Source organism: Mucilaginibacter sp. OAE612, assembly GCF_041806395.1.
Lineage (GTDB): Bacteria > Bacteroidota > Bacteroidia > Sphingobacteriales > Sphingobacteriaceae > Mucilaginibacter > Mucilaginibacter rubeus.
The window spans coordinates 5,370,266-5,396,602 of record NZ_JBGMUW010000001.1 but is presented as its reverse complement, the minus strand read 5'-3'; the positions used below and the strand labels follow the sequence as shown (position 1 = coordinate 5,396,602).

Annotated in this window: 27 protein-coding genes; 10 read left to right on the top strand and 17 right to left on the bottom strand. The window is 42.1% G+C overall.

All coding sequences use genetic code 11. From position 1 onward, the window contains the following. Positions 1 to 110: 110 nt before the first annotated feature. The 3 genes from fusA to rpsL form a co-directional block, all read right to left on the bottom strand. Complete coding sequence (fusA, locus tag ABID99_RS22345; RefSeq protein ID WP_373615156.1) at positions 111 to 2,222, bottom strand: elongation factor G; 2,112 nt, start codon at positions 2,220 to 2,222, stop codon at positions 111 to 113. Between the two features lie 190 nt (positions 2,223 to 2,412). Further along, on the bottom strand, positions 2,413 to 2,880 hold the full coding sequence (gene rpsG, locus ABID99_RS22340) for a 30S ribosomal protein S7 (protein WP_022830654.1): 468 nt from the start codon (positions 2,878 to 2,880) through the stop codon (positions 2,413 to 2,415). Positions 2,881 to 2,899: 19 nt separating this feature from the next. Then, positions 2,900 to 3,313, bottom strand: coding sequence for a 30S ribosomal protein S12 (gene rpsL, locus ABID99_RS22335; RefSeq protein ID WP_073405808.1), 414 nt, complete (start codon positions 3,311 to 3,313; stop codon positions 2,900 to 2,902). Positions 3,314 to 3,493: 180 nt separating this feature from the next. Here rpsL and ABID99_RS22330 point away from each other — a divergent pair, with 180 nt between their 5' ends. Beyond that, positions 3,494 to 3,763: a hypothetical protein gene (locus tag ABID99_RS22330; RefSeq protein WP_354486858.1), complete on the top strand. Its 270-nt coding sequence runs from the start codon at positions 3,494 to 3,496 to the stop codon at positions 3,761 to 3,763. A 239-nt stretch (positions 3,764 to 4,002) separates the two neighbouring features. On the opposite strand, the gene ABID99_RS22325 is transcribed toward ABID99_RS22330, so the two are convergent. The 6 genes from ABID99_RS22325 to ABID99_RS22300 all read right to left on the bottom strand — a co-directional run bounded on the left by ABID99_RS22325 (position 4,003) and on the right by ABID99_RS22300 (position 10,069). Beyond that, a complete protein-coding gene (locus ABID99_RS22325; RefSeq protein WP_354486859.1) occupies positions 4,003 to 4,692 on the bottom strand; it encodes a hypothetical protein in 690 nt (229 codons plus the stop codon). A 255-nt stretch (positions 4,693 to 4,947) separates the two neighbouring features. Continuing rightward, positions 4,948 to 5,130, bottom strand: a complete 183-nt coding sequence (locus tag ABID99_RS22320) for a hypothetical protein (protein WP_373615155.1) — start codon at positions 5,128 to 5,130, stop codon at positions 4,948 to 4,950. 137 nt (positions 5,131 to 5,267) lie between these two features. Next, complete coding sequence (locus ABID99_RS22315; protein ID WP_373615154.1) at positions 5,268 to 5,474, bottom strand: cysteine-rich CWC family protein; 207 nt, start codon at positions 5,472 to 5,474, stop codon at positions 5,268 to 5,270. 164 nt (positions 5,475 to 5,638) lie between these two features. After that, the gene (locus ABID99_RS22310) at positions 5,639 to 8,011 is read right to left on the bottom strand and encodes a ribonucleoside-diphosphate reductase subunit alpha (RefSeq protein WP_090530228.1); all 2,373 of its coding nucleotides are present in this window, start codon (positions 8,009 to 8,011) and stop codon (positions 5,639 to 5,641) included. A gap of 151 nt (positions 8,012 to 8,162) precedes the next feature. Further along, positions 8,163 to 9,137, bottom strand: coding sequence for a ribonucleoside-diphosphate reductase small subunit (locus tag ABID99_RS22305; RefSeq protein ID WP_176625252.1), 975 nt, complete (start codon positions 9,135 to 9,137; stop codon positions 8,163 to 8,165). Positions 9,138 to 9,697: 560 nt separating this feature from the next. Beyond that, positions 9,698 to 10,069 carry a methionine-R-sulfoxide reductase gene (locus ABID99_RS22300; protein WP_090531310.1) on the bottom strand — a complete coding sequence of 124 codons (372 nt, stop codon included), beginning with the start codon at positions 10,067 to 10,069 and terminating at the stop codon, positions 9,698 to 9,700. Between the two features lie 271 nt (positions 10,070 to 10,340). On the opposite strand from ABID99_RS22300, the gene ABID99_RS22295 reads away from it, so the two are divergent. Continuing rightward, complete coding sequence (locus tag ABID99_RS22295; RefSeq protein WP_188834489.1) at positions 10,341 to 10,823, top strand: hypothetical protein; 483 nt, start codon at positions 10,341 to 10,343, stop codon at positions 10,821 to 10,823. 15 nt (positions 10,824 to 10,838) lie between these two features. On the opposite strand, the gene ABID99_RS22290 is transcribed toward ABID99_RS22295, so the two are convergent. The 5 genes from ABID99_RS22290 to ABID99_RS22270 all read right to left on the bottom strand — a co-directional run bounded on the left by ABID99_RS22290 (position 10,839) and on the right by ABID99_RS22270 (position 14,387). Then, positions 10,839 to 11,381: an RBBP9/YdeN family alpha/beta hydrolase gene (locus ABID99_RS22290; protein WP_373615153.1), complete on the bottom strand. Its 543-nt coding sequence runs from the start codon at positions 11,379 to 11,381 to the stop codon at positions 10,839 to 10,841. Positions 11,382 to 11,445: 64 nt separating this feature from the next. Continuing rightward, positions 11,446 to 11,910 (bottom strand): SRPBCC family protein, encoded by a 465-nt coding sequence (locus ABID99_RS22285; protein WP_176625248.1) that lies wholly within the window; start codon positions 11,908 to 11,910, stop codon positions 11,446 to 11,448. Positions 11,911 to 12,008: 98 nt separating this feature from the next. Next, positions 12,009 to 13,445: an asparagine--tRNA ligase gene (gene asnS / locus ABID99_RS22280; RefSeq protein ID WP_373615152.1), complete on the bottom strand. Its 1,437-nt coding sequence runs from the start codon at positions 13,443 to 13,445 to the stop codon at positions 12,009 to 12,011. A 181-nt stretch (positions 13,446 to 13,626) separates the two neighbouring features. Then, complete coding sequence (locus ABID99_RS22275; RefSeq protein ID WP_090530211.1) at positions 13,627 to 13,836, bottom strand: hypothetical protein; 210 nt, start codon at positions 13,834 to 13,836, stop codon at positions 13,627 to 13,629. Between the two features lie 59 nt (positions 13,837 to 13,895). After that, on the bottom strand, positions 13,896 to 14,387 hold the full coding sequence (locus ABID99_RS22270; protein ID WP_090530207.1) for a DUF6252 family protein: 492 nt from the start codon (positions 14,385 to 14,387) through the stop codon (positions 13,896 to 13,898). Between the two features lie 112 nt (positions 14,388 to 14,499). Between ABID99_RS22270 and ABID99_RS22265 the strand changes: the two genes are divergently transcribed. From ABID99_RS22265 to ABID99_RS22250, 4 genes are all read left to right on the top strand, one after another. Next, entirely contained in the window at positions 14,500 to 15,369 is an 870-nt protein-coding gene (locus ABID99_RS22265; protein WP_373615151.1) for a DMT family transporter, read from the top strand. 370 nt (positions 15,370 to 15,739) lie between these two features. Further along, positions 15,740 to 17,683 (top strand): DNA primase, encoded by a 1,944-nt coding sequence (gene dnaG / locus ABID99_RS22260; protein ID WP_373615150.1) that lies wholly within the window; start codon positions 15,740 to 15,742, stop codon positions 17,681 to 17,683. Continuing rightward, positions 17,683 to 18,051 (top strand): YraN family protein, encoded by a 369-nt coding sequence (locus ABID99_RS22255; RefSeq protein ID WP_188834484.1) that lies wholly within the window; start codon positions 17,683 to 17,685, stop codon positions 18,049 to 18,051. The genes dnaG and ABID99_RS22255 overlap by 1 nt, the downstream gene beginning before the upstream one ends. 5 nt (positions 18,052 to 18,056) lie before the next feature. Beyond that, positions 18,057 to 19,133, top strand: coding sequence for a glutaminyl-peptide cyclotransferase (locus ABID99_RS22250; RefSeq protein WP_373615149.1), 1,077 nt, complete (start codon positions 18,057 to 18,059; stop codon positions 19,131 to 19,133). Between the two features lie 255 nt (positions 19,134 to 19,388). On the opposite strand, the gene pgi is transcribed toward ABID99_RS22250, so the two are convergent. Beyond that, positions 19,389 to 21,035, bottom strand: a complete 1,647-nt coding sequence (pgi, locus tag ABID99_RS22245) for a glucose-6-phosphate isomerase (RefSeq protein WP_373615148.1) — start codon at positions 21,033 to 21,035, stop codon at positions 19,389 to 19,391. A 253-nt stretch (positions 21,036 to 21,288) separates the two neighbouring features. Here pgi and ABID99_RS22240 point away from each other — a divergent pair, with 253 nt between their 5' ends. The 4 genes from ABID99_RS22240 to ABID99_RS22225 all read left to right on the top strand — a co-directional run bounded on the left by ABID99_RS22240 (position 21,289) and on the right by ABID99_RS22225 (position 24,576). Beyond that, positions 21,289 to 21,726, top strand: coding sequence for a hypothetical protein (locus ABID99_RS22240; protein WP_373615147.1), 438 nt, complete (start codon positions 21,289 to 21,291; stop codon positions 21,724 to 21,726). Between the two features lie 100 nt (positions 21,727 to 21,826). Further along, positions 21,827 to 22,919, top strand: a protein-coding gene (gene prfB / locus ABID99_RS22235) for a peptide chain release factor 2 (RefSeq protein WP_373615146.1) whose coding sequence is annotated in 2 segments (ribosomal slippage) — positions 21,827 to 21,886 and positions 21,888 to 22,919 — 1,092 coding nt in all. Because the reading frame shifts where the segments join, the coding sequence is not laid out codon by codon here. Between the two features lie 208 nt (positions 22,920 to 23,127). Beyond that, the gene (locus tag ABID99_RS22230) at positions 23,128 to 24,042 is read left to right on the top strand and encodes an alpha/beta hydrolase (protein ID WP_373615145.1); all 915 of its coding nucleotides are present in this window, start codon (positions 23,128 to 23,130) and stop codon (positions 24,040 to 24,042) included. A 105-nt stretch (positions 24,043 to 24,147) separates the two neighbouring features. After that, on the top strand, positions 24,148 to 24,576 hold the full coding sequence (locus ABID99_RS22225) for a hypothetical protein (RefSeq protein WP_176625231.1): 429 nt from the start codon (positions 24,148 to 24,150) through the stop codon (positions 24,574 to 24,576). Positions 24,577 to 25,234: 658 nt separating this feature from the next. Here the strand turns inward: ABID99_RS22225 and ABID99_RS22220 are convergent. After that, positions 25,235 to 25,612, bottom strand: a complete 378-nt coding sequence (locus ABID99_RS22220; RefSeq protein ID WP_373615144.1) for a nuclear transport factor 2 family protein — start codon at positions 25,610 to 25,612, stop codon at positions 25,235 to 25,237. A 47-nt stretch (positions 25,613 to 25,659) separates the two neighbouring features. Continuing rightward, the gene (locus tag ABID99_RS22215) at positions 25,660 to 26,337 is read right to left on the bottom strand and encodes a LytR/AlgR family response regulator transcription factor (protein ID WP_373615143.1); all 678 of its coding nucleotides are present in this window, start codon (positions 26,335 to 26,337) and stop codon (positions 25,660 to 25,662) included.

Here is a 26,337-nt window from a genome sequence, read left to right as displayed (position 1 = left end):
TAAGAGCTATTTATTATGGCTGATCGGGTTATTATTATTTGAAATTTGAAGATGAGGCAATTTGATAATGTAATTTTCAAATTATCAAATCGCCCAATCTTCAAATTAAATTAGTCGATAGCAACTTGTTTGCGGCCTTTTGATTTGGCAACAACTTCGTCCTGTACGTTACGAGGTGCATCAGCGTAGTGGTCAAACTCCATAGTTGAAGTTGCACGGCCCGAAGTGATAGTACGTAATTGAGTTACATAACCAAACATTTCAGAAAGTGGTACCATAGCTTTGATTACCTGTGAGCCGTTACGGGTGTCCATACCTTGCAGCTGGCCACGACGACGGTTCATGTCACCGATAACGTCACCCATGTTTTCTTCAGGGGTTAAGATCTCGATTTTCATGATTGGCTCAAGCAATACCGGTTTACATTTTGGCAATGCTTCGCGGTAAGCAGAACGTGCAGCGATCTCGAATGATAACGCGTCCGAATCGACTGCGTGGAATGAACCATCAATCAAACGAACTTTTAAGCTTGTAAGCGGGTAACCTGCAAGTACACCATTGTCCATAGCGGCTTTGAAACCTTTCTCAACAGATGGGATAAACTCACGTGGGATTGAACCACCAACAATCTCGTTAACAAACTGCAAGCCTTCTTTGTTATCGTCGGCTGGAGAGATAACAACCTGGATATCCGCGAATTTACCACGACCACCAGTTTGTTTCTTGTAAGTTTCGCGGTGTTGGATAGTACCGGTGATAGCTTCTTTGTAAGCTACCTGAGGAGCACCCTGGTTAACTTCCACTTTAAACTCGCGTTTTAAACGATCCATCAAAATATCCAGGTGTAACTCACCCATACCAGAGATAACTGTTTGACCAGTATCTTGATCTGTTTGTACCCGGAAAGTTGGATCCTCTTCTGCCAGTTTACCTAAAGCGATACCTAGTTTATCAACATCGGCCTGAGTTTTAGGCTCAATTGCCAAACCGATAACCGGCTCAGGGAATACCATCGACTCAAGAACCAACTGATGTTTCTCGTCGCAAAGGGTATCACCTGTTTTGATATCTTTAAAGCCTACTACCGCAGCAATATCACCTGCACCCACGTTAGGGATAGGGTTTTGCTTGTTAGCGTGCATCTGGAAGATACGGCTGATACGCTCTTTGCTTTCTGAACGCATGTTGTACACGTATGAACCAGCATCAAGGTTACCAGAGTAAACACGGATGAAGCATAAACGGCCTACAAACGGGTCGGTAGCAATTTTAAATGCTAATGCTGCAAATGGTTCTTTTACATTTGGTTTAACCAAAATTTCGGCACCGGTGTCAGGATTAGTACCAACAACACCTTTTGAATCAAGAGGTGAAGGCATTAACTCCATTACATAGTCGAGCATGGTTTGTACACCTTTGTTTTTGAAAGATGAACCGCAAGTCATCGGAACGATTTTACCGGCCAAAGTAGCCTGACGTAAAGCGTCTAATACTTCGCGCTCAGTGATGGTTGTAGGATCTTCAAAGAATTTCTCCATTAAAGAGTCATCAAACTCAGCAACTGCTTCCAATAATTTCTCTCTCCACTCAGTAGCTTCGTCAAGCATATCGGCAGGGATTGGAACTTCGGTAAAGGTCATGCCTTTATCATGTTCATTCCAAACAATACCACGGAAGTTGATCAAATCAACCACACCTTTAAACTGGTCTTCAGCACCGATAGGTAACTGCAATGGGATAGCAACGCTGCCCAACATTTCTTTAACCTGTTTTACCACATTAAGGAAATCGGCACCAGAGCGGTCCATTTTGTTAACGAAACCAATACGCGGAACGTTGTAGTTATTAGCCAAACGCCAGTTAGTTTCTGACTGAGGCTCAACACCATCAACCGCGCTGAATAAGAACACCAAACCATCAAGTACACGTAATGAACGGTTTACCTCCACGGTAAAGTCCACGTGACCCGGGGTATCAATAATGTTCATGTGATAGTTGTGGTTGCGATATTTCCAGTTTACGGTTGTTGCAGCCGAAGTGATGGTGATACCACGTTCCTGCTCCTGGGCCATCCAGTCCATGGTAGCGGCACCTTCGTGTACCTCACCAATTTTGTGGCTTACACCAGCATAGTAAAGGATACGCTCGGTAGTGGTAGTTTTACCAGCATCAATGTGAGCGGCAATACCAATGTTTCTTGTATATTTTAGATCTCTTGACATGTCAATTATTGATTTATTGAATTAGTGAATTAGCGATTGAATAAAAACATGCGGATCAGGTCCTATTGTATCTTCAATTATTAATTCAATCCTTTTATTTGTTTTTTATGGGATGAATTGCCGAAATAATGAATTATTGATTAGTAAAATGTTACCAAATCAATAATTCACTAATTCAGTCATTCACTAATTAGAATCTGAAGTGTGAGAACGCTTTGTTAGCCTCAGCCATTTTGTGCGTATCTTCTTTCTTCTTAACAGCGGCACCTTCGCCTTTTGCAGCAGAGATGATTTCGCCGGCTAATTTCTCCATCATGGTTTTTTCACCACGACGACGGGCATAGCTGATTAACCATTTCATACCCAAAGCTATTTTACGCTCAGGACGAACCTCTGTAGGTACCTGGAAGTTAGCACCACCTACACGGCGGCTTTTTACTTCAACAGCAGGCATTACATTGTTTAAAGCTTTTTTCCAGGTTTCTAAGCCGTTTTCGCTTGTTTTTTTCTCAACAATTTCAACAGCGTTGTAAAAAATAGAGTATGCAGTTGATTTTTTACCATCATACATCATGTTGTTTACAAACCTTGTTACCAAAGTATCATTGAACTTTGGATCAGGAAGGATAATTCTCTTTTTTGGTTTTGACTTTCTCATTGCTTTCTATCCTCCTTAATTATTTCTTTTTACCTTTTGTTGGCGCTGCTGCTACCTGACCTGGTTTAGGACGTTTGGTACCATATTTTGAACGGCGTTGGTTACGGCCAGCTACACCTGATGTATCCAGTGCACCACGGATGATGTGGTAACGTACACCTGGTAAGTCTTTAACACGACCACCACGGATCAAAACGATAGAGTGCTCCTGTAAGTTGTGACCTTCACCAGGGATGTAAGCGTTTACTTCTTTACCGTTGGTTAAGCGCACACGGGCAACTTTACGCATTGCTGAGTTTGGTTTTTTAGGGGTAGTGGTGTACACACGGGTGCACACGCCTCTTCGCTGTGGACAGCTGTCCAACGCTGGTGACTTACTCTTGTCAACCAGAGCTACTCTACCTTTTCTAACTAATTGCTGAATAGTAGGCATTTCTTGCTTTTTTGTCTAATTATTTTATCCCGCATTTCGGGACTGCAAAAGTACGAACATTATTTTTGATTTTCAAGTAGTTGTGTGAAAGTTTTTTTGAGGGGAAGAAGTTGAGAGTGTGGGCCACATAACTCATTTGTTTTGCTGATAAATGCGATATTAGAATGAATTAGTAAGACGATGAAATATTACAAACGAAATTGGGACGAACCGAGAGGTGATGAATTTGATTTCTGGGGTACCTCATTATGGTACTTTGAATGTGGTGAAGATGATTATGCCTTGAGGCAGATAGAGGTATACGGTGATGGGACTGTTTTAAAATATGATGAAAATCACCCCGAGGATCAATACGGTAAATTATCCGAAGCACCTTTGGAGGCAGACGAATTTGCGGAGTTTGAGATTACTAAAGAGGAGTTTGAAAATATATGGCTAAATGAACAGTGAAATAGTAAAATTTCTTAAGTGTTTTTTAGTTGTCTGAACTCGGATTAAACGAATTTATAGAATTCGCTTGCATTTCGTTAATTCTTTAATTCGTTCAATTCGGGGTTCAGAAAAAGTAGTCAACGAAATCAACGTAATTATAAAGATCAACGGTAAAAAAGGGCCGGACACCGATGTAACCAGGTTTAGGTGACAGCGGGCCGGCCCGTAATGCTTTATATATCGATTTAATCAGGAGCTTATTCCTTTACCTTATTCCAGGTGTCGCGGTTAAAAGCCAATACTTTGGTTGGGTTGCCGCTCGCGTCTTTAGTGAACTTTAAGGGAAAGCCAAAGGCTTGATTTAAAAATAACACTTCAGACAATGGTTTAAAATTGATTTCCTTGCCATCCCATGATTGTTTGAGCGTTAATCCGTCGGGTATCGCGGTTATAGTCAGAAAAAGATCAGCCCTCTCATCCGACTGATATTTGCCCGCCAAAACTTTTATTTGTTCGGGTGTCAGTTGTACCTCTTTAGGTGGGGTATAGCTGTTTATCTTTGCCCATATTTGCCTGCCACCTAAAGTGATCTGGTTTATTTCGCCGGCTTCATTCTTTGAAAATACAACAGGGATCTTTTCATCGCCGTCATCATCTAAAAATTCAAATTCAAGATCTGATTTACGGGTTAAAGTTAGCTTTTGATCTCCGCCAAGTTGTTGGGCAATTAGTTTATCGCCATCTGCTGTTATTTTATATACTCTATACTCGTTATCCTTTTGCTGATAAATGCCTTCAAAAGCTTTGAGCTGGGTATCGGCAATAATTATTGTTGGCGACTTTGCAACTTTTGCGATAACTGGTGCAACGCCCAGGCCGGTTAAAGCAAATGCGGCTATAAATGCAAACCTGCATATATAGTTTGTGGTAGTTTTAATGCTGGTCATTTTTGATAGGTTGATAATGTATGAATCAAACTTACAAAAAAATATTTTGAACAACCAAGATTATCGGAATTAAATTTTGTTAAACTTTATTTTTATCGTTTTAAATTCTGATTTTCATCTATTTTTCATTTAAAGCCATAATAAAATTCGGCGCCGGATAAATCAGATGGGCATAAAAAGAGCGCCGGTAAAACCCGGCGCCCTCTTTCATCACTCACTAAAACTACTTATATAGAAAACTTAAATTAACAATTCTTAATAACCGCGGTCGTGATAATGACCGTGATCGTCACCGTCATGGTAACCATTACTATACCCGTTGTTATAGCCGTTGCGGTACCTGTGATGGTGACCATAATCTTCACGAACAACGCAACCTGAGGTTACGGATACTACTGCTGATATTAATAGTGCCAAAGCAACAAATTTCCTTTTCATGGTGTAAAATCTTTAATCATCATCTATATTGAAGATGTACACATGTATGACTAATGGAAATGGAAAAGGATTAATCGGGAGAGATTAATTTGGAGAGAAGAGAACTATTTGTTGTCAACAATGCTGGTTTATAATCATCAAACCAAGCCCATACTTTCCCGATACTCTAGCTGAATGATAAGCAAACAATTAGCGCACAAACACCCGTCATATAGCTCGCTCACATATTGCACCTCGTTAATAGTGAGCTGCACAGTACTGCACTGGCACTTGCTGAATGAATTGGCTTTACATTCAAAAGCTGTTTGGCAGCGTTCGCAACGGATGATTTCGTGTTTGGGCATTTTGTTTGGTCGATGGTTAATAGTCCATAGTCCATGGAAAAAGTTTACTAAGTTACCTAACCGCGGGATAGCTTGTAAAATATGAATGTCATTAAAATAAAAAGTCCATGAACTATAGCTTTTTGGCTATGGTCCATGGACTATCGTCTATCGACTAAAAAAACTTACGCCGAGCAAGTCACGCAGCCTTCTTCCATTGAGCAGGTTGGGCCTGCCGGAATTTCGTCGGCAACGGCGTCAACAACGGCCGGGATAACCGGATCCATGTTTTTACCGCCCTGGTTTTCAACTGTAAATTTAACAGCTTGCGATGCTGCTTGTGTACGCAGGTAGTACATACCTGTTTTCAAGCCTTTTTTCCATGCGTAGAAGTGCATTGAAGTTAACTTCGAAGCATTTGGTGAGTTGATGAACAGGTTCAATGATTGCGACTGGCAAATGTACGCGCCCCTGTCGGCAGCCATATCAATAATGCTGCGCATTTTGATCTCCCAAACAGTTTTGTACAATGCTTTGATATCAGCAGGGATCTCAGGAATTTCCTGGATTGAACCGTTTGCGCTGATGATCTTATCTTTCATGCTGGTGCTCCACAAGCCAAGGTTAACCAAATCACGCAGCAGGTATTTGTTCACTACAATGAACTCACCGCTCAATACACGGCGGGTGTAAATGTTTGAAGTATAGGGTTCAAAGCATTCGTTGTTACCTAAAATCTGTGATGTTGAAGCAGTTGGCATCGGTGCAACTAATAATGAGTTGCGTACGCCGTGGTTCATTACATCTAAACGCAGGTTTTCCCAATCCCACCTGCCGCTTTCTGGTTTTACACCCCACAGATCGAACTGGAATTTACCTTGTGACAATGGTGAGCCTTTGAATGTTTCATAAGCGCCATCTTTTATAGCCATATCTTTTGAAGCTGTCATTGCTGCAAAGTAGATGGTTTCGAAGATCTCGATGTTTAGTTTTTTAGCTTCATCGCTTTCAAACGGCATACGCAGTTGAATGAAAGTATCAGCCAAGCCCTGTACACCTAAACCAATAGGACGGTGACGCAGATTTGAGTATTCAGCTTCTTTAACCGGGTAGTAGTTACCATCAATGATCCTGTTAAGGTTGATAGTTGCCTGGTAAGTTACTTCGTACAGTTTATCATGATCAAAAGCACCATTGTTGATGTAACGTGGTAATGCTAATGAAGCCAGGTTACAAACAGCTACTTCGTTTGCATCGGTATACTCGATGATCTCGGTACAAAGGTTTGAGCTTTTAATGGTACCCAGGTTTTGCTGGTTTGATTTACCGTTGGCAGCATCTTTATATAATAAATATGGCGTACCGGTTTCAACCTGTGCATCAAGCACTGCAAACCAAAGTTCCTGTGCTTTTACTGTACGACGCTGACGGCCTTCTTTTTCGTATTTAACATACAGTTCTTCAAATTCTTTGCCCCAGCAATCGGCTAAGCCCGGTGCTTCGTGCGGGCAAAATAAGCTCCAATCCTCATTGGCTTCAACGCGTTGCATGAACAGGTCAGATACCCAAAGGGCATAGAACAAATCGCGGGCACGCATTTCTTCTTTACCGTGGTTTTTACGCAGGTCCAAAAATTCAAAAATATCAGCATGCCATGGCTCTAAGTACACAGCGAAAGCGCCTTTACGTTTACCACCGCCCTGATCTACGTAACGTGCGGTATCATTAAATACACGCAGCATTGGGATAATACCATTGCTGGTACCGTTAGTACCGCTAATGTACGAGCCTGTAGCCCTTACATTGTGGATGCTTAAACCAATACCACCTGCACTTTGTGAAATTTTGGCAGTTTGTTTTAATGTATCATAGATACCCTCAATGCTGTCATCTTTCATGGTTAACAGGAAACATGATGACATTTGAGGTTTTGGTGTACCTGCATTAAACAAAGTTGGCGTAGCATGTGTAAACCAACGCTCGCTCATTAAATGGTAGGTTTTGATGGCGCTTTCAATATCATCTTTGTGGATCCCTACCGATACACGCATAAACAGGTGTTGAGGGCGCTCGGCAATTTTACCGTCGATTTTTAGCAGGTATGATTTCTCCAGGGTTTTGAAACCGAAATAATCAAAGCCAAAGTCGCGGTCATAAATGATGGTGCTGTCAAGCAGTTCCGCGTTTTCTTTAATCACTTCATAAACGTCGTCAGCGATAAGCGAGGCATCTTTACCTGTTTTCTTGTCAACATACTCATGCAGGAGGCGCATGGTTTCTGAAAACGACTTAATGGTGTTTTTGTGCAGGTTTGATACCGCGATACGCGAAGCCAGCAAAGCATAATCAGGGTGCTTGGTGGTTAATGAAGCGGCGGTTTCGGCAGCCAGGTTATCCAGCTCGGAGGTGGTTACGCCATCAAATAAACCTTCAATTACCTTTTTAGCCACATCAATGGGGTCAACTAATTGAAACCCATAGCACAGTTTTTCAATACGTGCGGTGATCTTGTCAAATTTTACGGATTCTCTTCTTCCGTCTCTTTTTACTACGAACATTTTGCCCCTCCTTTTGCCCCGTTAAAAGCGAAGCTTTTTTAGTTAATATTATTGTGATTTGATTATTTTCTGAACCTTGATTTTTCTTGATTTTGGGATTGATTGGCCTGAGACTACCTAACCTCTAATCACCAATCTCTAACCTCTTCAATTAGAAATCATCATCAAGCGAAAAGCTTTTGCTTTCGGCCGACGCATTCAGTACACCACTTTTTTGATAATCGCCTACACGCTTTTCAAAAAAGTTGGTTTTGCCCTGTAACGAGATCATTTCCATGAAATCGAACGGATTGGTTGCGTTATAGAATTTATCGTAACCCAGTTCGCTTAGCCACCTGTCGGCCACAAACTCAATGTACTGGCTCATTAGCTTGGCATTCATTCCTATCAGGTTAACCGGTAACGCCTCGGTTATAAATTCTTTTTCTATCTCCACCGCATCGGTAATGATCTTGGTAACCTGTTCCTGCGGTAATTTGTTTTCAAGCATGCCATATAATAAGCAGGCAAACTCGCAGTGTGAACCTTCATCGCGCGAGATCAGCTCATTGCTGAAAGTTAAACCCGGCATCAGGCCGCGTTTTTTAAGCCAAAATATGGAGCAAAAGCTTCCTGAAAAGAAGATCCCTTCAACCGCCGCGAATGCAACCAAACGCTCGGCAAAGTTGCCGTTGTTGATCCATTTCAATGCCCACTCAGCTTTCTTACCAACACATGGTACGGTTTCAATAGCATGGAAAAGGCGATCTTTCTCGGCGGGATCTTTTACGTAGGTGTCTATCAGCAGGGCATAGGTTTCAGAGTGGATGTTTTCCATCATGATCTGGAAACCGTAAAAGCAGCGTGCTTCGGGCAATTGTACTTCGCTCATGAAGTTTACCGCCAGGTTCTCGTTCACGATACCATCGCTTGCGGCAAAAAAAGCGAGTACATGCGAGATAAAATGTTTCTCGCCCGAATTAAGACTTTCCCAATGTTTGATATCGTCCGACAGGTCGATTTCCTCGGCGGTCCAGAAGCTGGCTTCCGCTTTTTTATACATCTCCCAAATTGCGGGATACTTGATGGGAAGGATAACAAACCGGTCCTTGTTTTCCCGTAGTAATAATTCGTTTTCCAAACTCATTGGTGTCTACTTTATTAGTTTCTTTCTTCAATCAGGTATTCAGACACGAAAGCAAGCCCTACTTTTCAATAAAGCTTTAAATTTTGATGCCTTCGGATTTATTCCTTAGCAACTGTATTGTGTAACTTTCTGACAGTCAGTTATTTAATTAGAAGTTGACGAATGCTTCTGGCTGCCGGCTGAATGCCTTTTTTATTACCTTGCTGAGCAAAGTTAATGTTTGAGTTGTGTAGTTGTGAATGATAGTTTTTCACAAACCCCCGAGTTATCCACACTTTATCGGCACTTGTTATATTGATGAAAAATTAATGGACTTGAAAACAGCCGATTAAAAATTTGATTGAAATTTGGAGGCCTTTATACTTGCGGATTACGATAATTTAACATTATAAATTACTTGACTTAACACCGACAATTATTGCCAATAATGAAATGCTTTTGCTTGCAGCAGGTATCAATATTTAAATGCGAAATTAAAAGGTCTCTGCAGGTCGGTATGTGGAAAACAATTACGCCCGTTAATCATGAACCAACGGGCGTATTCCTGAAAGTTTTACGAATTATTTTGCGTCCTCAACCGGAACAAATTTCATCGATACTGAATTTACACAATGGCGGGTATTTTTAGCGGTCATGTACTCGCCCTCAAACACGTGGCCCAGGTGAGCGCCGCAATTTGCACACAGGATCTCTACCCTGCGGCCATCAGCGTCTACTTCGCGGCGAACAGCTCCTTCAATCTCATCGTCAAAACTCGGCCAGCCGCAAAACGACTCAAACTTATCTTCCGATCGATACAGCGGCGCATCACAGCGTTTGCAAACGTATAAACCTTGCGCCTTATTGTTCAGTAACGAGCCGGTGAACGGCCTTTCGGTACCTTTGTATAATATTACCCTTTCTTCTTCGGGCGTTAATTGATTGTACTCCATATATTTTGATTACTCCGATTTTTTTGATTTCACCGATCAAGAATCCTTTCCGGTTTTTCATCTATATAAAGATACGACAACTCGGGAGGATATAATGTTTTACCGGTTGATGTTTACACTGATTTGACGGGATTTTAGATGGGCAGATGTGCAAATTTCAAATGTGCAAATTACAAGCAACTGCCGCGGGTTTTCCCGCTTGTGGTTAAACATAGCTTTGGCTTTCAGCTGAACTTATTAACTTTAACTTGGTATTTATTAGTCTCTAACTATGCGCATTGCGATCTTATCCATATTCATTTTGCTGCAATCGGTTAACCCGCTTAGCAAACCAAACTCATTGTTTAAGTATCAGCACCTTCACGTTGTTGATATGTCGAAATACGCAGTCTTGCCTGTAAATCAGCAATTCATTGATTCATGGTTTGGAAAAGAGTATCGTACTACACAATTGGCTGACGCAGATTTTGTAGAAATAGACAACATTTTAATCAGGGCTGTTGAAGATCATAATAAAAGGAAAGAATATGGTGCGATATATAACCCCGATAAATACTATAAACAAGTATTAGCCATGATAAATGGAAAGGGAGAAAAAGAAGTGTATCTAAATTGTTTATGCGCAATACACTATCCTACAAACTGGAAGAAGCATTTGGTCAATGTTATGGACGGTGGCAACTGCTATTTTCAGGTAAGGATAAATCTTAAAACTAAACAAGTGATAAGTTTTTCAGTAAACGGCATTGCCTGATCTGCCGTCGTCGGCTTAATATCCCTCGTCCAGTTTTTTTAACAGATCGAGCCCTTTATCCCATTCGCCATAACCTGCTGATACATTGATATGGCCTGCATCACCCATACTAACTATCTCACTTCCCCAACTTTTTGCAAATAACAGGGCTCGTTCCGGGCTTACGTAGAAATCATTGTTACTAACCACCGTTATTGATTTGAATAGCAGTTTGCCTGATGGCATCGGCGTAAAGCCACTTGTGCCGGTTGGATAGCTATCCGCTTCGGTATCGCTCGGTGCAACCAGTAATGCACCCTTTATTGCAATGTTATATTGTTTTGCCCACGAGGCTATGGCAGCACAAGCCAGGCTATGACCAACTAAGATTACGTTTTCCGGATCATAGCGGTTTACATAATCATTTATAGTTTTTATCCAATCGCTGCAAACCGGGGTTTCCCAATCCTGTTGTTCAATACGGGTAAAATTGAACTGCTTTTCCCAAATACTTTGCCAGTGTTGTGAACCTGAATTGCCCAATCCCGGGTGTATAAGAATATCAGCGTTGAAAACCATAGTTTCGGTAAGATGTTAAATAACCTAATAAATGAAAGCTCAATATAGGGATTTTAACCCTCGGTCATGAGTTTGAACTACCTTCAGCCACCTGTTTAATCACTTTATTCCTCTTTACCAACAATTGTGTCATGTAGTTTGAGAGGAACAGAAAGTTTACCGCTTCTCCCAATATTCCGCCCGGCGATTCGAACGTGAAAATATCCCGCATCATGGTTTGGTTAAGGATAGGATAAAAATAATGCTCATGCGTAAAGTTTTTGAAAGCACCCTCAACCTGGATATCGGTAAAGTAATTTGGATAGTCCATTTCAGTGATCTTTGAGGTAAGGTTTTGCCATATGCCGAAATGCTTTGCCCGCCAGGTAACAGTTTCGCCGAGTTCAATCAAGCCGGTTGTACGCCCGGCAATAGCCCGTTCGCCAGTATGTTTTGTTGATTCTACATGTACATCAATGTTACGGGCAATGTCAAATACTTTTTCAACAGGCGCATTAATATGGGTAGCAAGCAGAATTTGTGATGGCATATAGTATAAAAAAGGCTGTCGTTTAGCGACAGCCCAAATATAGTGTTACGCATTACAAATAATCAGCGTAATCATCAAAATCAAAAAACAATCAACGGTTAAAATTCCGCATTCTTCGGAAACCTTGGGAAGGGGATTACATCGCGGATGTTGCCCATGCCGGTAACAAACAGCACCAACCGCTCAAAGCCTAAACCAAAGCCGGCATGCGGACAAGAGCCGAAACGGCGGGTATCTAAATACCACCAAAGTTCTTCGGTAGGGATGCCCATTTCGTTCATGCGCTGCTCAAGCTTGTCTAAACGTTCTTCACGCTGTGAACCACCTACAATTTCGCCGATGCCCGGGAACAGGATGTCCATAGCGCGTACAGTTTTGCCGTCATCGTTTTGGCGCATGTAAAACGCTTTGATCTCTTTCGGATAATCAGTCAGAATCACCGGTTTTTTAAAGTGTTTTTCAACGAGGTAACGCTCATGCTCGCTCTGCAGATCGGTACCCCAGCCCTCAACAGGGTAAACAAATTTTTTCTTTTTGTTCGGGGTAGATTCTTTCAGGATGTCAATCGCCTCGGTATAGGTTAGGCGCTCGAAATCGTTATTTAAGCAAAACTGCAGTTTTTCAAGCAGCGTCATTTCTGAGCGCTCGTTTTGCGGTTTGGTTTTTTCCTCTTCAGTTAAGCGCTGGGTTAAAAATTCAATGTCATCGGCATTTTTATCCAACGCGTATTTGATCACATATTTCAGCATGTCCTCGGCAAGGTCCATGTTGTCAACCAGATCGTTAAAGGCTACTTCCGGCTCAATCATCCAAAACTCGGCCAGGTGGCGTGTGGTGTTTGAATTTTCGGCACGGAAAGTTGGGCCGAAGGTATAAATATCACTCAGGGCCATAGCGCCAAGCTCACCTTCCAACTGACCGGATACGGTTAAGTTAGTGGCACGACCAAAAAAATCCTGTTTGAAATCAATCTCGCCGGTATCAGTTTTCGGAATGTTATCCAGGTCGAAGTTGGTAACGTGAAAAGTTTCGCCCGCGCCTTCAGCATCTGAAGCCGTAATTACAGGGGTATGCAGGTAAACAAAACCACGTTCCTGGAAAAACTGGTGCACCGCGAATGCCAGGCTGTTACGCACCCTGAAAATAGCGCCAAACGTACTGGTACGGAAACGCAGGTGGGCGTTTTCCCTCAAAAACTCAAGGCTATGCTTTTTAGGCTGGATAGGATATTTTTCAGGATCGCTATCGCCTAAAATCTCAATCTCAGTTGCAACAACCTCAACTGTTTGGCCTTTACCTAAAGATGCTATCAATTTACCCTGAACACTAAGTGCTGCACCAACGGTAATGCGTTTAAGTAAAGCCGGGTCGGTATTTTCAAAATCAACAACTAACTGGATGTTATTATTAGTTGAGCCATCATTCAAAGCAATAAAACGATTTGAACGGAATGCACGCACCCATCCTTTAACTGTTACATCAATTTCGGTTTGCTGGCTTTGCAGCAATGCTTTGATCTTAGTTCGCTGACTCATATCATGTAAATTTTTAGAGTCGCAAAAATACAATTAATTATGAAAGCGCACTTTGAAACATGAGCTAAAAAACATTAGCATGTTAACACGGAAAGATATATCAGGAGAAAGGGGAAAAGGAAACCAGCGACTAAAAATGTAGCCGGGAACATGAAGTATCCCGGCTATTTCTTTTTGACGCTTACTTGTTTGTAACCATGATTGTGTCACGGAGTAACGTGTTTGTCGTCGCGCCGCCTACCATAATAGTGTCTTTGCTTTTATTCAAGGACTGGTTGGTAATGCTTTTTTTTGCACTAACACTGTCTTGTTTTGGGGCTACACCATTTTTTTGGCAGCCAGCAAATAACAGAAGTGATACTGAGGCGGTTAATAATAGAGCTTTTTTCATAAAACAAATTTACAACTAATACGAATGATAATTAAGCTTAGTTACAATTAATATAAAAGTTAATATTTGAGCTTAGCTTTAAACTTGCCCTCGCTAAAAGTAACCTTGTCCGGATGACTTTCGGTTTGGCTATCAATTACTTTCAGAAAACGTAATTCGAACAATCCCTGCAGTATTTTATCGGCCTGGTTGTACGAAATTATAGTTACCGAACTAAGATGGGTAGGGTCAGGTTTGTATCCGGCTAACGGGGAGCCGTTTTTTGTAATGTGGTAATAGTTTTCGTTTGCTTTGAGGGTATAATACCCAACACCATCAAACACAATTTTAAAACCTACCTGCTCTTCTTCACCTCCAATGGTGCTTTTTGCTGATATGGTAATGGTATCACCCATTATATTCGAACCGGAAGGATTAGCCTCCCATTTGATGTTGTTTTTTTGCGCAAGCATAAAATCGGGTATGACCGGAAAATTACAACAGTCCTTTTTTTTGCAGGCTGAAAAAAGCAGGGCCACGGCTATGGCTAATATCAAACAGGGATATTTCATTGCTTTACTGATGACAGGTTAATAAATTGTACAGGAAATATAAAGATATTTAAAAGTAAAGCATATTATACGTGGTTTCAGTAAGTTTGCCGCTCATTTTGTTTTATCGCCCATGAATCCCAAATTGAGCCTCGTTATTGGCATTCTATGCATTTCTTTTTCGCCGATATTTGTAAAGCTTGCCGGGGTATCACCAATTGGTTCGGCATTTTACCGGGTGTTTATAGCCTGGATTTGTCTTGCCCCATTTTGTGTATTTAGGCAAAAACTTAAAATAGATAAAAAGCAATTGCTTATTTCCATAGCTGCGGGCATGGTTTTCGCCCTTGATATTGCGGTATGGAATATTTCGCTGTTAAAGATCAGCGCCACTGTATCAACCCTTATTGCCAACCTGGCCCCGGTTTGGGTGGGCCTGATGAGCTTCCTGTTTTTAAGAAAAGGATCAGGTCGGCTATTTTGGATAGGTACGCTTATTGCCATTGCCGGTATGGTTGTTTTGGTAGGTTATGAACATATTTTGCACATGGAACTTAATGCCGGCATACTGCTGGCTATACTTGCCAGCTTTTTTTATGCCACCTACATCATGATCACCAAAAATATTATGGCCGGAATTGATGTATTTAGCTTTATGTTTTACAGTATGCTGAGCGCCAGTATTTTTTTATTGGGGATAAATGGATATATGCATAACGATATTGTTCATCTTTCATTAAAAGTGTGGCTTTGCTTTGTTGGTATGGGGTTGATTTGCCAGTTAGCAGGATGGCTTACCATTAATTACTCTTTACGTTACCTTGAATCAACCAGGGTTTCCATTGCGTTATTGAGCCAAACGGTTTTTGCCGGGCTGCTTGCCGCTTTTTTACTTAACGAGCGCCTGGGCTTTAATGAGATTGTGGGCAGCATAATTGTATTGGCCGGGATAGCGGTAACATTTTTAAAACCCCGGAGTAAAAAAGCTGATACTTTGGCTTAAGCAATCTGTAAATGAAGCCATGCCATCTCATGAATTTAATATCGCCGGTCTGTTTCAATCATAATGATCGAAGTATGATCATATAGTTTTATTACCTTTCTACTATTTAATGGTAACCCCTGCGCTCTGATAAATAGTTGATTACAAGTGCTTTTGTGTTGGTGTTATTGAATTTATGTTAACCCTGTCAACCCCCCTTGTCGTGGTAATGAAACCGGCATATAGCGCAGGATCTTACCTAAAGCGTTAGCGGTAAACTTTTCACAAAGGGAGATTAAATTTTAAAACCCTCTTTATCAAACAAAACCGTATTTTAACGTTTTCGAATTACGGGCAACGATCTATCTTCCCTACATTTGCATTTTAACGCATGATCCAGAAATCCACTATCGACCGTATTATGGAAGCCACCGACATTGTAGAGGTGATAGGGGAATTTGTGCAGTTAAAAAAGCGCGGGGCTAACTATGTGGGCCTTTCGCCTTTTGCGAATGAACGAACCCCTTCATTCACGGTGTCGCCTGCTAAGGGTATTTTTAAAGATTTCTCAACAGGCAAAGGCGGTTCGGCGGTTACGTTTTTGATGGAGCTGGAGAAATTCAGTTATCCCGAAGCCCTGAAATGGCTGGCCAAAAAGTACGGCATCGAGGTTGAAGAAACCGTTGAGGCCCCCGAAAACCGGGAGGAGGAGCTTCGTCGAGAAAGCCTCATGATCGTATCGGCATTTGCCGCTAAGTTTTTTCATGAAACCATGCTTGATACGGAGGAAGGTCAAAGCATAGGCCTCAGCTATTTTAAAGAACGAGGGTTCACCGCCGAAACTATCAAAAAGTTTGAGCTGGGCTATTCGCCCGATCAATGGGAAGCTTTTACAGGTGCCGCCATCAGGAACGGCTATAAAGAACAGTTTCTGGTCGAGAGCGGTCTGTCGGTAAAGCGGGATAACGGGGCCTTGTTCGACAGGTACCGCGGCCGGGTAATGTTCCCGATCCATAGTTTTACTGGCAGGGTAATAGGCTTTGGTGGTCGTACGCTAAAAAAAGATAAGAACGTAGCCAAGTACGTCAACTCGCCCGAGTCTGAGATCTACCATAAATCAAACGTACTTTACGGACTTTACTTTGCAAAAAAGGCTATCCGCGAGCAGGATAACTGTTACCTGGTAGAAGGTTATGCCGATGTACTTTCTGTACACCAGGCCGGGGTTGAAAATGTGGTGGCCTCATCTGGCACATCGCTAACTACTGAGCAGATCAAACTCATAGCCCGCTTTACTAAAAACATTACCATATTATATGATGGCGACGCAGCCGGCATCAAAGCCTCGCTGCGTGGTTTGGATATGATCCTGGAGGAAGGGCTTAATGTAAAAGTAGTGCTGTTTCCGGATGGACATGATCCTGATTCATTTGTACAATCGAAAGGATCAAGCGCTTTTAAAAAGCATATTGAGGAAAATAAGAAGGACTTTATCCTGTATAAAACCCAGATCCTGCTTAAAGAAGTTGGAAACGACCCGATCAGGAAAGCCGACGTAATCCGTGAAGTGGTTGAAAGTATCGCCAAGATCCCGGATAGCATCAAGGCATCGGTATTTATAAAAGAGTGTAGCAGCTTATTGCAGATAGATGAGCGCGCCCTTTTATCCGAGCTCAATAAAATGCGCACGGCTAAGGCAAAAAAGGAAGAGCAACAGCGTCAGCAGCAAAACAACAGGTTTGCCGAAATGCCCGACGAACCCCACTTTTTTGATGAGCCTGTTGAACTTGAGCCACAAGTTGCTAAAGACGATGCTTTTCAGGAAAAAGAAATTGTGCGTTTATTGCTGCATTATGGAAGCCGTATGATTGACTGGGACGGGATTGCCAATACCTATATAGGCCCTTTCATTATAGCCGAGTTGAGTGATGTTACTTTTGATCATCCGGTTTGTAAGCAGATTACCGAAATTTACCGTCGCGAAGTAGAAAACGGTGTACTGCCGGATGAGGCTTATTTTATTCACCATAAGGACAAAGCTATAGTTGATTTAACTATTAACATGTTAGCCAGTAAATATTCGCTTAGTGAAAACTGGTACGAAATGCATAGGATCACGGTGAACGATGAGCAGGTTAATATGAAAGCAACTATTCTCGGTGCTATATTTCACCTTAAAAAGCACAAGGTTGGCAAGATGCTGGAAGACCTGCGCACCCAGCTTCAAAAAACCGATACTGAGGCCGACCAGGAAATACTGCTTAACCAGTACATGCGTATGAAAAAGGTAGAAAAATCAATATCTGACTTTTTGGGCTCCGTAATCATAAAATAATGGCCCAACACCTCGAACTTGGTCGTACCGGCGAAGCGTTAGCCAAAGCCCATCTCGAAAATGCAGGCTACGAGATCCTCGATGAAAACTGGACTTACGGAAAAGCTGAGATAGATATTATTGCTTATAAAGACAAGGTTATTATATTTACCGAAGTAAAAACCCGCACGGGCAATGGTTTCGGTGAACCGGAAGATTTTGTTGACAATCGTAAGCAGAAATTATTGGCCGAAGCTGCCGATGAATACATTTACCTCATGAACCACCAGGGCGAAGTGCGGTTTGATATCATCGCCATATTGTTTGACCGCAGTGGAAATTATATACTAAACCATATAGAAGATGCGTTTTGGCCTTCGGCCACATAACACTTATGAATAACAAAGTAAAACTATTTTTTGCCGCCTTTGCCTTAACGGCTTTGGGGTACTACGGCTGTAAACACAAACCTGATAGCTCGGCTACAGACTATACCATAACACCCGACGCCGGCGCAAACTACAAAGCCGGCGACAAGATCGACATTAAAGTAGGCTATCCCACAGGTAGTAAAGTTGATTCGGTAGTGTACCTGCTCGATTCGGTAAAGTTCGCATCCAGTAAGGATACTGCAGGTATCAGTCTTAAAACGGATACCATTGGCCTGGGCATCAGGATAATCACGGCTAAAGTTTACGAGGGCAGTAAAAGCAATGAGGTATCAACCAATGTCCTGTTATTAGCAGCAAAAGCCCCTGCCAGGTACACTTATAAAGTTGAAAAAGTTTTCCCTCATGATACTGCTGCCTATACTGAAGGTTTGCAGTATGTTGACGGCGTTTTATACGAAAGTACCGGAGACTATAAACATTCATCCATCCGTAAGGTTGATTTGAATACCGGAAAAATTTTGAATCAAACCAAACTTGATGAGAAATATTTTGGTGAAGGCCTGTCAGTTATTGGTGATAAGGTAGTACAGCTTACCTGGAAAGAAAAAGTAGGCTTTGTATATGATAAAAATACCTTGAAGTTGCTTAACAACTTCACCAACAACGTTGGCCCCGAAGGTTGGGGGATGTGCTATGACGGAACAAAATTATACATGGATGATAGCACCAACCGGATCTGGTTCCTGGATAAAAATGATTACCATCAGATAGGCCACATTGATGTGTGTGACGATAAACAACAGATAGATTCAATAAACGAACTGGAATACATCAACGGCAAGATATATGCTAATGTTTATCAAACCGATAACATATTGGTGATCAATCCTAAAACCGGTGCGGTGGAGCAGATAATTGATTTGAAAGAGATTTACCCGGTAGCAAGCCGTCCGCAGGACAGGGATTGGAATAATAATGTGCTAAACGGAATTGCCTGGGATGCCAAAGGTCAACGCCTGTTTGTTACGGGCAAAAAATGGCCGCACCTTTACCAGGTTAAGTTTGTGCCGGTTCCATAGCCCTGCCCCATAGCCCCCCGACAGGCAACCATAGTTTGAAAGGATTTTTTTATAATGCAAAATGCCCGAAAAATCCGGGCATTTTGCATTACAGTAGTATACTGCCGCGAGTTTAGCGGTAGCGTAACTCGTGGTTGGCATTATGTAAGCTTTCAGCTTACATTCCATCAGCTGAAAGCTGAAGTCATGCTTAACCACGGGCTACAAGCCCGCGGCAGTTATTATAAAACTTCCCCCCTTAGGAGGTTGGGGAGATTACCTCCAGGCTTTATATTGATTGATCAAGCCATTAGTTGATGAATCATGGCTGTTGATCTCTGCATTATCTTTCAGTTCAGGAAGGATTTTGCCGGCAAGTTGTTTACCAAGCTCAACACCCCATTGGTCAAAGCTATAAATGTTCCAAATGATACCCTGGGTGAAGATCTTGTGCTCATACATGGCAATCAGCGCGCCTAAAGTGTATGGTGTGATCTTTTTAATCAGGAACGAGTTTGTTGGACGGTTGCCTTCAAATACCTTGAACGGAGCTATTTTAGCTATTTCCTCATCAGATTTTCCGGCAGCTTTTAGTTCTTCAATAACTACCTCTTCGGTTTTACCGTTCATTAAAGCTTCGGTTTGAGCAAAGAAGTTTGACAGCAGGATGTTGTGATGTTCGCCCAGTGGATTGTGCGATTGTGCCGGGGCGATGAAATCGGCAGGGATCAGTTTAGTGCCCTGGTGAATTAACTGATAAAAAGCATGCTGACCGTTTGTGCCTGGCTCACCCCAAATGATCGGGCCGGTTGAGTAGTCAACATCTTTACCATTACGGTCAACATGTTTACCATTACTTTCCATATCGCCCTGTTGGAAATAGGCCGAGAAGCGGTGCAGGTACTGGTCGTAAGGCAAAATTACGTTTGTTTCGGCTTCAAAGAAGTTATTATACCAAATACCGATCAAACCTATAATAACAGGGATATTTTGATCAAACTCGGCAGTTTTAAAATGATTGTCAGTCGCGTGGGCACCGGCAAGCAAATCGGCAAAGTTTTCAAAGCCAATGCTCAGGGCAATTGACAAACCGATAGCGCTCCATAAAGAGTAACGGCCACCAACCCAATCCCAAAATTCAAACATGTTTTTGGTATCGATCCCAAATTTTTCAACAGCTGCTACATTGGTTGAAAGAGCGGCGAAATGTTTAGCTACATCGGCCTCAGTAGCACCGCTGGCCAGGAACCAGTCGCGGGCGCTGTGGGCGTTGCCCATGGTTTCCTGGGTAGTGAAGGTTTTTGAAGCTACCAGGAACAATGTAGTTTCAGGATTAACTGCTTTCAGAGTTTCAACTATGTGTGTGCCGTCTACGTTACTTACAAAGTGGAGGTTTAAATGATTTTTGTATGCTTTTAAAGCTTCGGTAACCATTACCGGGCCAAGGTCTGAGCCGCCGATACCGATATTTACCACATCGGTAATAGCTTTGCCGGTGTAACCTTTCCATTCGCCGGAGATAATAGCTTCGCTGAAAGATTTCATCTGGTCAAGCACTTTATTTACATCAGGCATAACATCTTTACCATCAACATAAATAGGAGTGTTGCTGCGGTTACGTAATGCGATGTGTAATACCGGCCGGCCTTCCGTAACGTTAATTTTTTCGCCGGAATACATGGCGTCTATCGCCTCTTTTAATGAACATTCTTTGGCCAGCTGTATCAATAAAGCAATGGTTTCATCATCGATACGGTTCTTTGAATAATCAAGCAGGATATCCTCAAACTGGATCGAGAACTTATTAAAACGCTGGTCGTCAGCATCAAACATTTCCTTCAGGTTTTTTGATACAATATCAATGTAATGGTCTGTAAGATATTTGTAAGCCTGGGTTGTTGTAAAATCAGTAGTTGGCAGCATAATTGTGTTGTTTTTCAACAAAAGTAAAAAGTTAATTGTTAGATAGTCATTAAATAAATTATTAGCCTGTCTTAGTGTTGTTTAAACACGGCCGGCATAGTGTTGATTTTACACTTGAAAATTATGAGAATTACAAAATAATTACAAATATATTTTGAAGTTTAAAATTTTTATTTAATATATTTGTGTCGGTGGTAATCAAATGAGGTATTTATCATCAATTTGTAAATTTACTTTAAAAGCACGTATTACTATGTTCGAAAAACTGTTTTTGCTTGTAAAAGATAACGCCGGGACGGCTGTTATCAACAATCCGGTGATTCCTGCTAAATATCATGAAGCGGTGATCAATGAAGCTTCAAGTTCAATCATTGAAGTGTTAAAAGGCCAGCTTGAAAGCGGCAAGGTGAAGGAACTTATAAAGTACTTCCAGTTCTCGGGTAGTTACAACAATTCATTAGTATCGAGCATAACCAACCGCTTTGCAAATAAGCTTAACACTTTTTACAGTGTCGATCCGGAACATGCTTTGGCTACTGCAAAAGCTTTGATCCCTGCCGTGATGAATGAGCTGGTTAAGGAAACTAAAAGTGGTGAGGCTAAAGAATTTGCTTTGGGTACTATGTTAACTAAACTAAACGGTAATCGTACCGATCTGAACCCGCTTGTGAACAACCTGATGGTTGCCTAACATACTATTACATCTGCCTAATGAACGGGCCTGCCGATTGTTAAACAATTTGCAGGCCTTTTTATTTATAGCAATTTTTCAAATTATATATATTTGCCGCATGACTAAAGAACAAGTTCAGGATTTAAGGGATAGAGTAACTTCCCTGAGGAGGCATCTTTGACATTGATAAGAAGCTGGAACTATTAAAAGAGGAACAGGAAGTAACCATTGGTCCGCATTTTTGGGATCACCCCAAAGAGGCCGAAAAGGTGCTGGCATCCATCAAAGTAAAAAAAGTATGGACGGATGCTTTTCAGAAGGTAGTATCGGTTGTTGATGACGCCGGCGTGCTTTTTGAATTTTACCAGGGCGGCGACGCCACCGAGGCTGAAATGCAGGAGCAATATAATGCAGCTATAAAAGCCGTTGAAGAGCTTGAGTTTAAAAATATGCTCTCGGCCGAAGAAGATCAGTTGAATGCCGTTCTTCAGATTACGGCGGGTGCCGGTGGCACCGAAAGCTGCGACTGGGCTGGCATGCTCATGCGTATGTATATTATGTGGGGCGAAAAGAACGGCTATAAAGTAACCGAGCAGGATTACCAGGAAGGCGATGTGGCCGGCGTAAAAACTGTTACCCTGCAGTTGGAAGGCGAGTTTGCTTATGGCTATCTGAAAGGTGAAAATGGGGTACACCGCCTGGTGCGCGTATCGCCTTTTGATGCTAACGCCAAACGCCATACTTCGTTTGCTTCGGTATATGTTTATCCCCTGGTTGATGATACTATTGAAATTGAGGTAAACCCTGCCGATATTGAATTTGAAACCTTTCGCTCGGGCGGTGCCGGCGGTCAGAACGTGAATAAGGTAGAAACGGCCGTACGTTTATACCACAAGCCATCGGGCATCATCATCAAAAACCAGGAATCGCGTTCGCAATTGCAAAATAAAGATAACGCCATCCGCTTGCTGAAATCACAGTTATACGAAATTGAGATGCGCAAACGTATGGAGCTGACCAATGCTATTGAGGGCAACAAAAAGAAGATAGAGTGGGGCTCACAGATCCGTAACTATGTTTTACACCCCTATAAACTGGTAAAAGACCTCCGTACCGATCACGAAACTTCCAACGCTGCGGCAGTGCTCGATGGTGATCTGAACGATTTCCTGAAAGCCTACCTGATGGAATTTGGCGGGCCAAAAAGTTAAAAATAAAAAAGTAAGGTCATGCCGAATTTATTTCGGCTCCCCACATACCGGTATACCGTCTGTATGGCGTAGGCCAGGCAAGTGGGCCTCTGAAACAAGTTCAGGATGACGGATAGTTTAAAAAACGGAGTATCATTTCTGATGCTCCGTTTTTGTTTTCGGGAGATTAATTGTATTTTGGACACATCCAATTTTACATTTAATAAATATGAGATCCATTTTATCTGCCTTAGTTTTGACAGCTATAACATTTGCTTCCTTTGCACAGGAAAAACCGATGCCGCTTTATCCCAAAGGAGTGCCAAATTCTAAAAAGGCGCCTGCTACCTATACAGAAAAAACTAATAACGGAAGCTGGATCACCATGGTTACAGAACCAACGCTAACGCCGTATCTTCCGGAAAAAGGGAAAGCCAACGGTGCCGCGATAGTTGTTTGCCCCGGCGGTGCATATGCCGGACTTGCATCGGATCATGAAGGAAAGGCCGTAGCACAGGCTTTTGCCAATATTGGTGTTACTGCGTTTTTGCTAAAATACCGCTTGCCAAGCGATGATATTATGACAGATAAATCTATCGGTCCGTTACAGGATGCACAAATGGCCATATATACCGTACGCAAAAATGCTGCCGATTGGAATATTAACCCTTCAAAGATAGGAATTATCGGTTTTTCGGCAGGCGGGCACCTGGTTTCAACAGAAGGTACGCATTTTGATAAACCGGTTATTGAAGATAAAGAAAACATCAGCGTACGCCCTGATTTTATGATGCTGATCTATCCTGTAATTTCTTTTGGTGAATATGCCCATGTTGGTTCAAGGGAAAACCTGATAGGTAAGAGCCCATCGACAGAGCAGTTGGATCTGTATTCGAACGAAAAACAGGTTACTGCCAATACCCCGCCAACATTTTTAGTGCATGCTGAAGATGATAACGTAGTGCCTGTGCAAAACAGTCTGTTGTTTTACGATGCACTTTTAAAAAATAAAGTAAAGGCAGAGCTGCACCTGTTCCAGGAAGGTGGCCATGGCTTTGGAATGTATAACTCTAAAAATAAAGGCAAATGGTTTGAATGGGCTGCCGCGTGGCTGGAGGAGAATGGGTTTTTGAGCGGGAAGTGATCCGGCACAACTAATTTCTTCTTCTGTAAAACAGTAGGCTAATTTTATTGTTGAGGTAAACAGTCTTTTTTTGAAAGCTTGAAGTTCGACCTTAATGATGATTTTATGTTGAAAAGAATACTGTTAGCAGGGGTGTTTGTTGTCGGCGCCTGCTTTAATGTTATCGCCCAATCAATCAAATATAAAAGCGTATCTAATCAGGACCTTACATATGTTTTAAATAATCTACAAAAACGTTATGTATATACTGATCACAAAACGCTGAATATTGCGGTGTACCTTGTAGTCGATCAGCAGGGTGACGTTGATGCCCCTGCAGACTGTAAAACACCGGGTTCTATTTATATAGCGGTGTCAGAAGTTAAGCCTCAGCCTCAACAATACGTTTACAAACTGAACCCGGTATGTGATCCTAAGTTCGTCAACTGGATCAAATCAAAAAAAATGTATAAGATAGCATTCAGCTACGGGGCGTCGGCTAAAAGGAAAACAGCTACTATTGGAATTACGTTAAAGAAGTTGGTAGTGGAGTAAAACGTTGATGTTTAAAAATGGGTGTCATCATGAGTGATTTAAATCCGGGCCTCTGAAGGTAAAATGACATCTGCGTCACGTCATTGCTATAAGGAATAAAGCAACCCCCGACAGGCTGCTAACGGGCTTCATTAGTATTTGACTTACATCGTCGCGCTCTTGGCCGCGCGGGGCCAGTTACTTTTGTCGCCACAAAAGTAACCAAAAAGGCTTGCAGCAGAGAGGCTTCTTTGCTCACAACCTGGCCCCATAGCCATCGGCACAGCCTTCACCCTGCAAAACGAACAGAACCACGGGCTGCAATTATTTTGCCCCGATTCGCACGCAATGCCTCCGCTTCTGCAAAAACTTGCTATGCCCCTGCAGCCGCACCGCCCAGCATCGTTCTGTTCGCTTTCACCCGAAGCTGATCTGCTGCGAAAAACCACATTTTTTTTGTCATGGGTAGCCCGTCGAAGCATAGTGGGTAGGGCCTCTGCGCTCAAGTCTTCGACAGGCTGCCATTGACAAGTCTGCAATATGCTGATTATCAGACGCGAAAAAATGTCATCTGCAGTGCGATCATTTGTGCGCAAATAAACCCCTACTCAGACTGACAGGCCTCTTTTGTAGTCACATCTTCATGTCCGCCGGACTTTCAAACTTAGCATGAGTTTTATCAACTAATATCCATTATCCCGACAATTTTATCTCCGTCAAAAGCGAAAATTGAATGCCCTTTCAGATTTAACTCATCACCTTTCTTTAATCCATTTGGCAGGTCGGCGGCTAAAATTGCGTTATAGTCAATAGCTATTTCGGTTTTGTTGCCGGTGTGTTTAAAAGACCGGATAATTTGCTCGCGGCGTTCAAAAAGCTCAGTTGCCTGTTCGGCCTGACTCCTGAACGCTTCTATACCATCAAGCTCCATATCCACATCACCGTTTGATATGTTTTGAAATTTAACGGATGGTGCGAGGTTTTTAAGCATGTCTTCAACATCAAAGTTGTTATAGGCCTTTACATAATTGCTGATGATAAGTTCACGTTGCTGCATAAGCTAAAGATAATGATTATGCCAACGTATAAACGATCTGTAAAGGATTATTTAATCATTCCCAAATTCGGCACATAAGCGCCGCCTACAGGCAGCAAAAATCCATTTACTGTTACCTGATGGCGTTCTATCTTATCAATTTTATTTACAGCGGCAATAAACGACCGATGGATCCTGACAAACTTCTCAGCCGGCAGTAGCGCCTCAACTTCAGTGATGGTCATGCGGGTAAGCACTTTGCTATCCTTTAATATAAAATTTACATAATTACCTGTGGCTTCTAAATGATAAATGTCATCGAAGTTAACGCGCACCTGCTCATAGCCGGTTTTCAGGAATATGTAATCCTTAACCTCGGCAGTGTTCCTAAAACTGTAAAGTTCATAAGCTTTGTTGCAGGCTTTTATGAACCGGGTAAGCGCAAAGGGTTTCAATAAATAGTCTACCGCGTCCAGTTCAAAGCTGGTAACAGCGTGTTCGGTGTAGGCGGTGGTAAATATTACCAGCGGTTTTTTATTGAGACATGTTAACAGATCGATGCCCGAAATATCGGGCATCTTAATATCCAGGAACAATAGGTCCACAGGTTCGCGCTGCAGATAGTCCATTGCTTTAAAGGCATCGGTAAACTCGGCTTTGAAGTCAACAAAAGGCACTTTTGCAGCATGCGAGCGGATCACATCAAGTGCTATAGGTTCGTCATCAATGGCTATGGCAGTAATCAA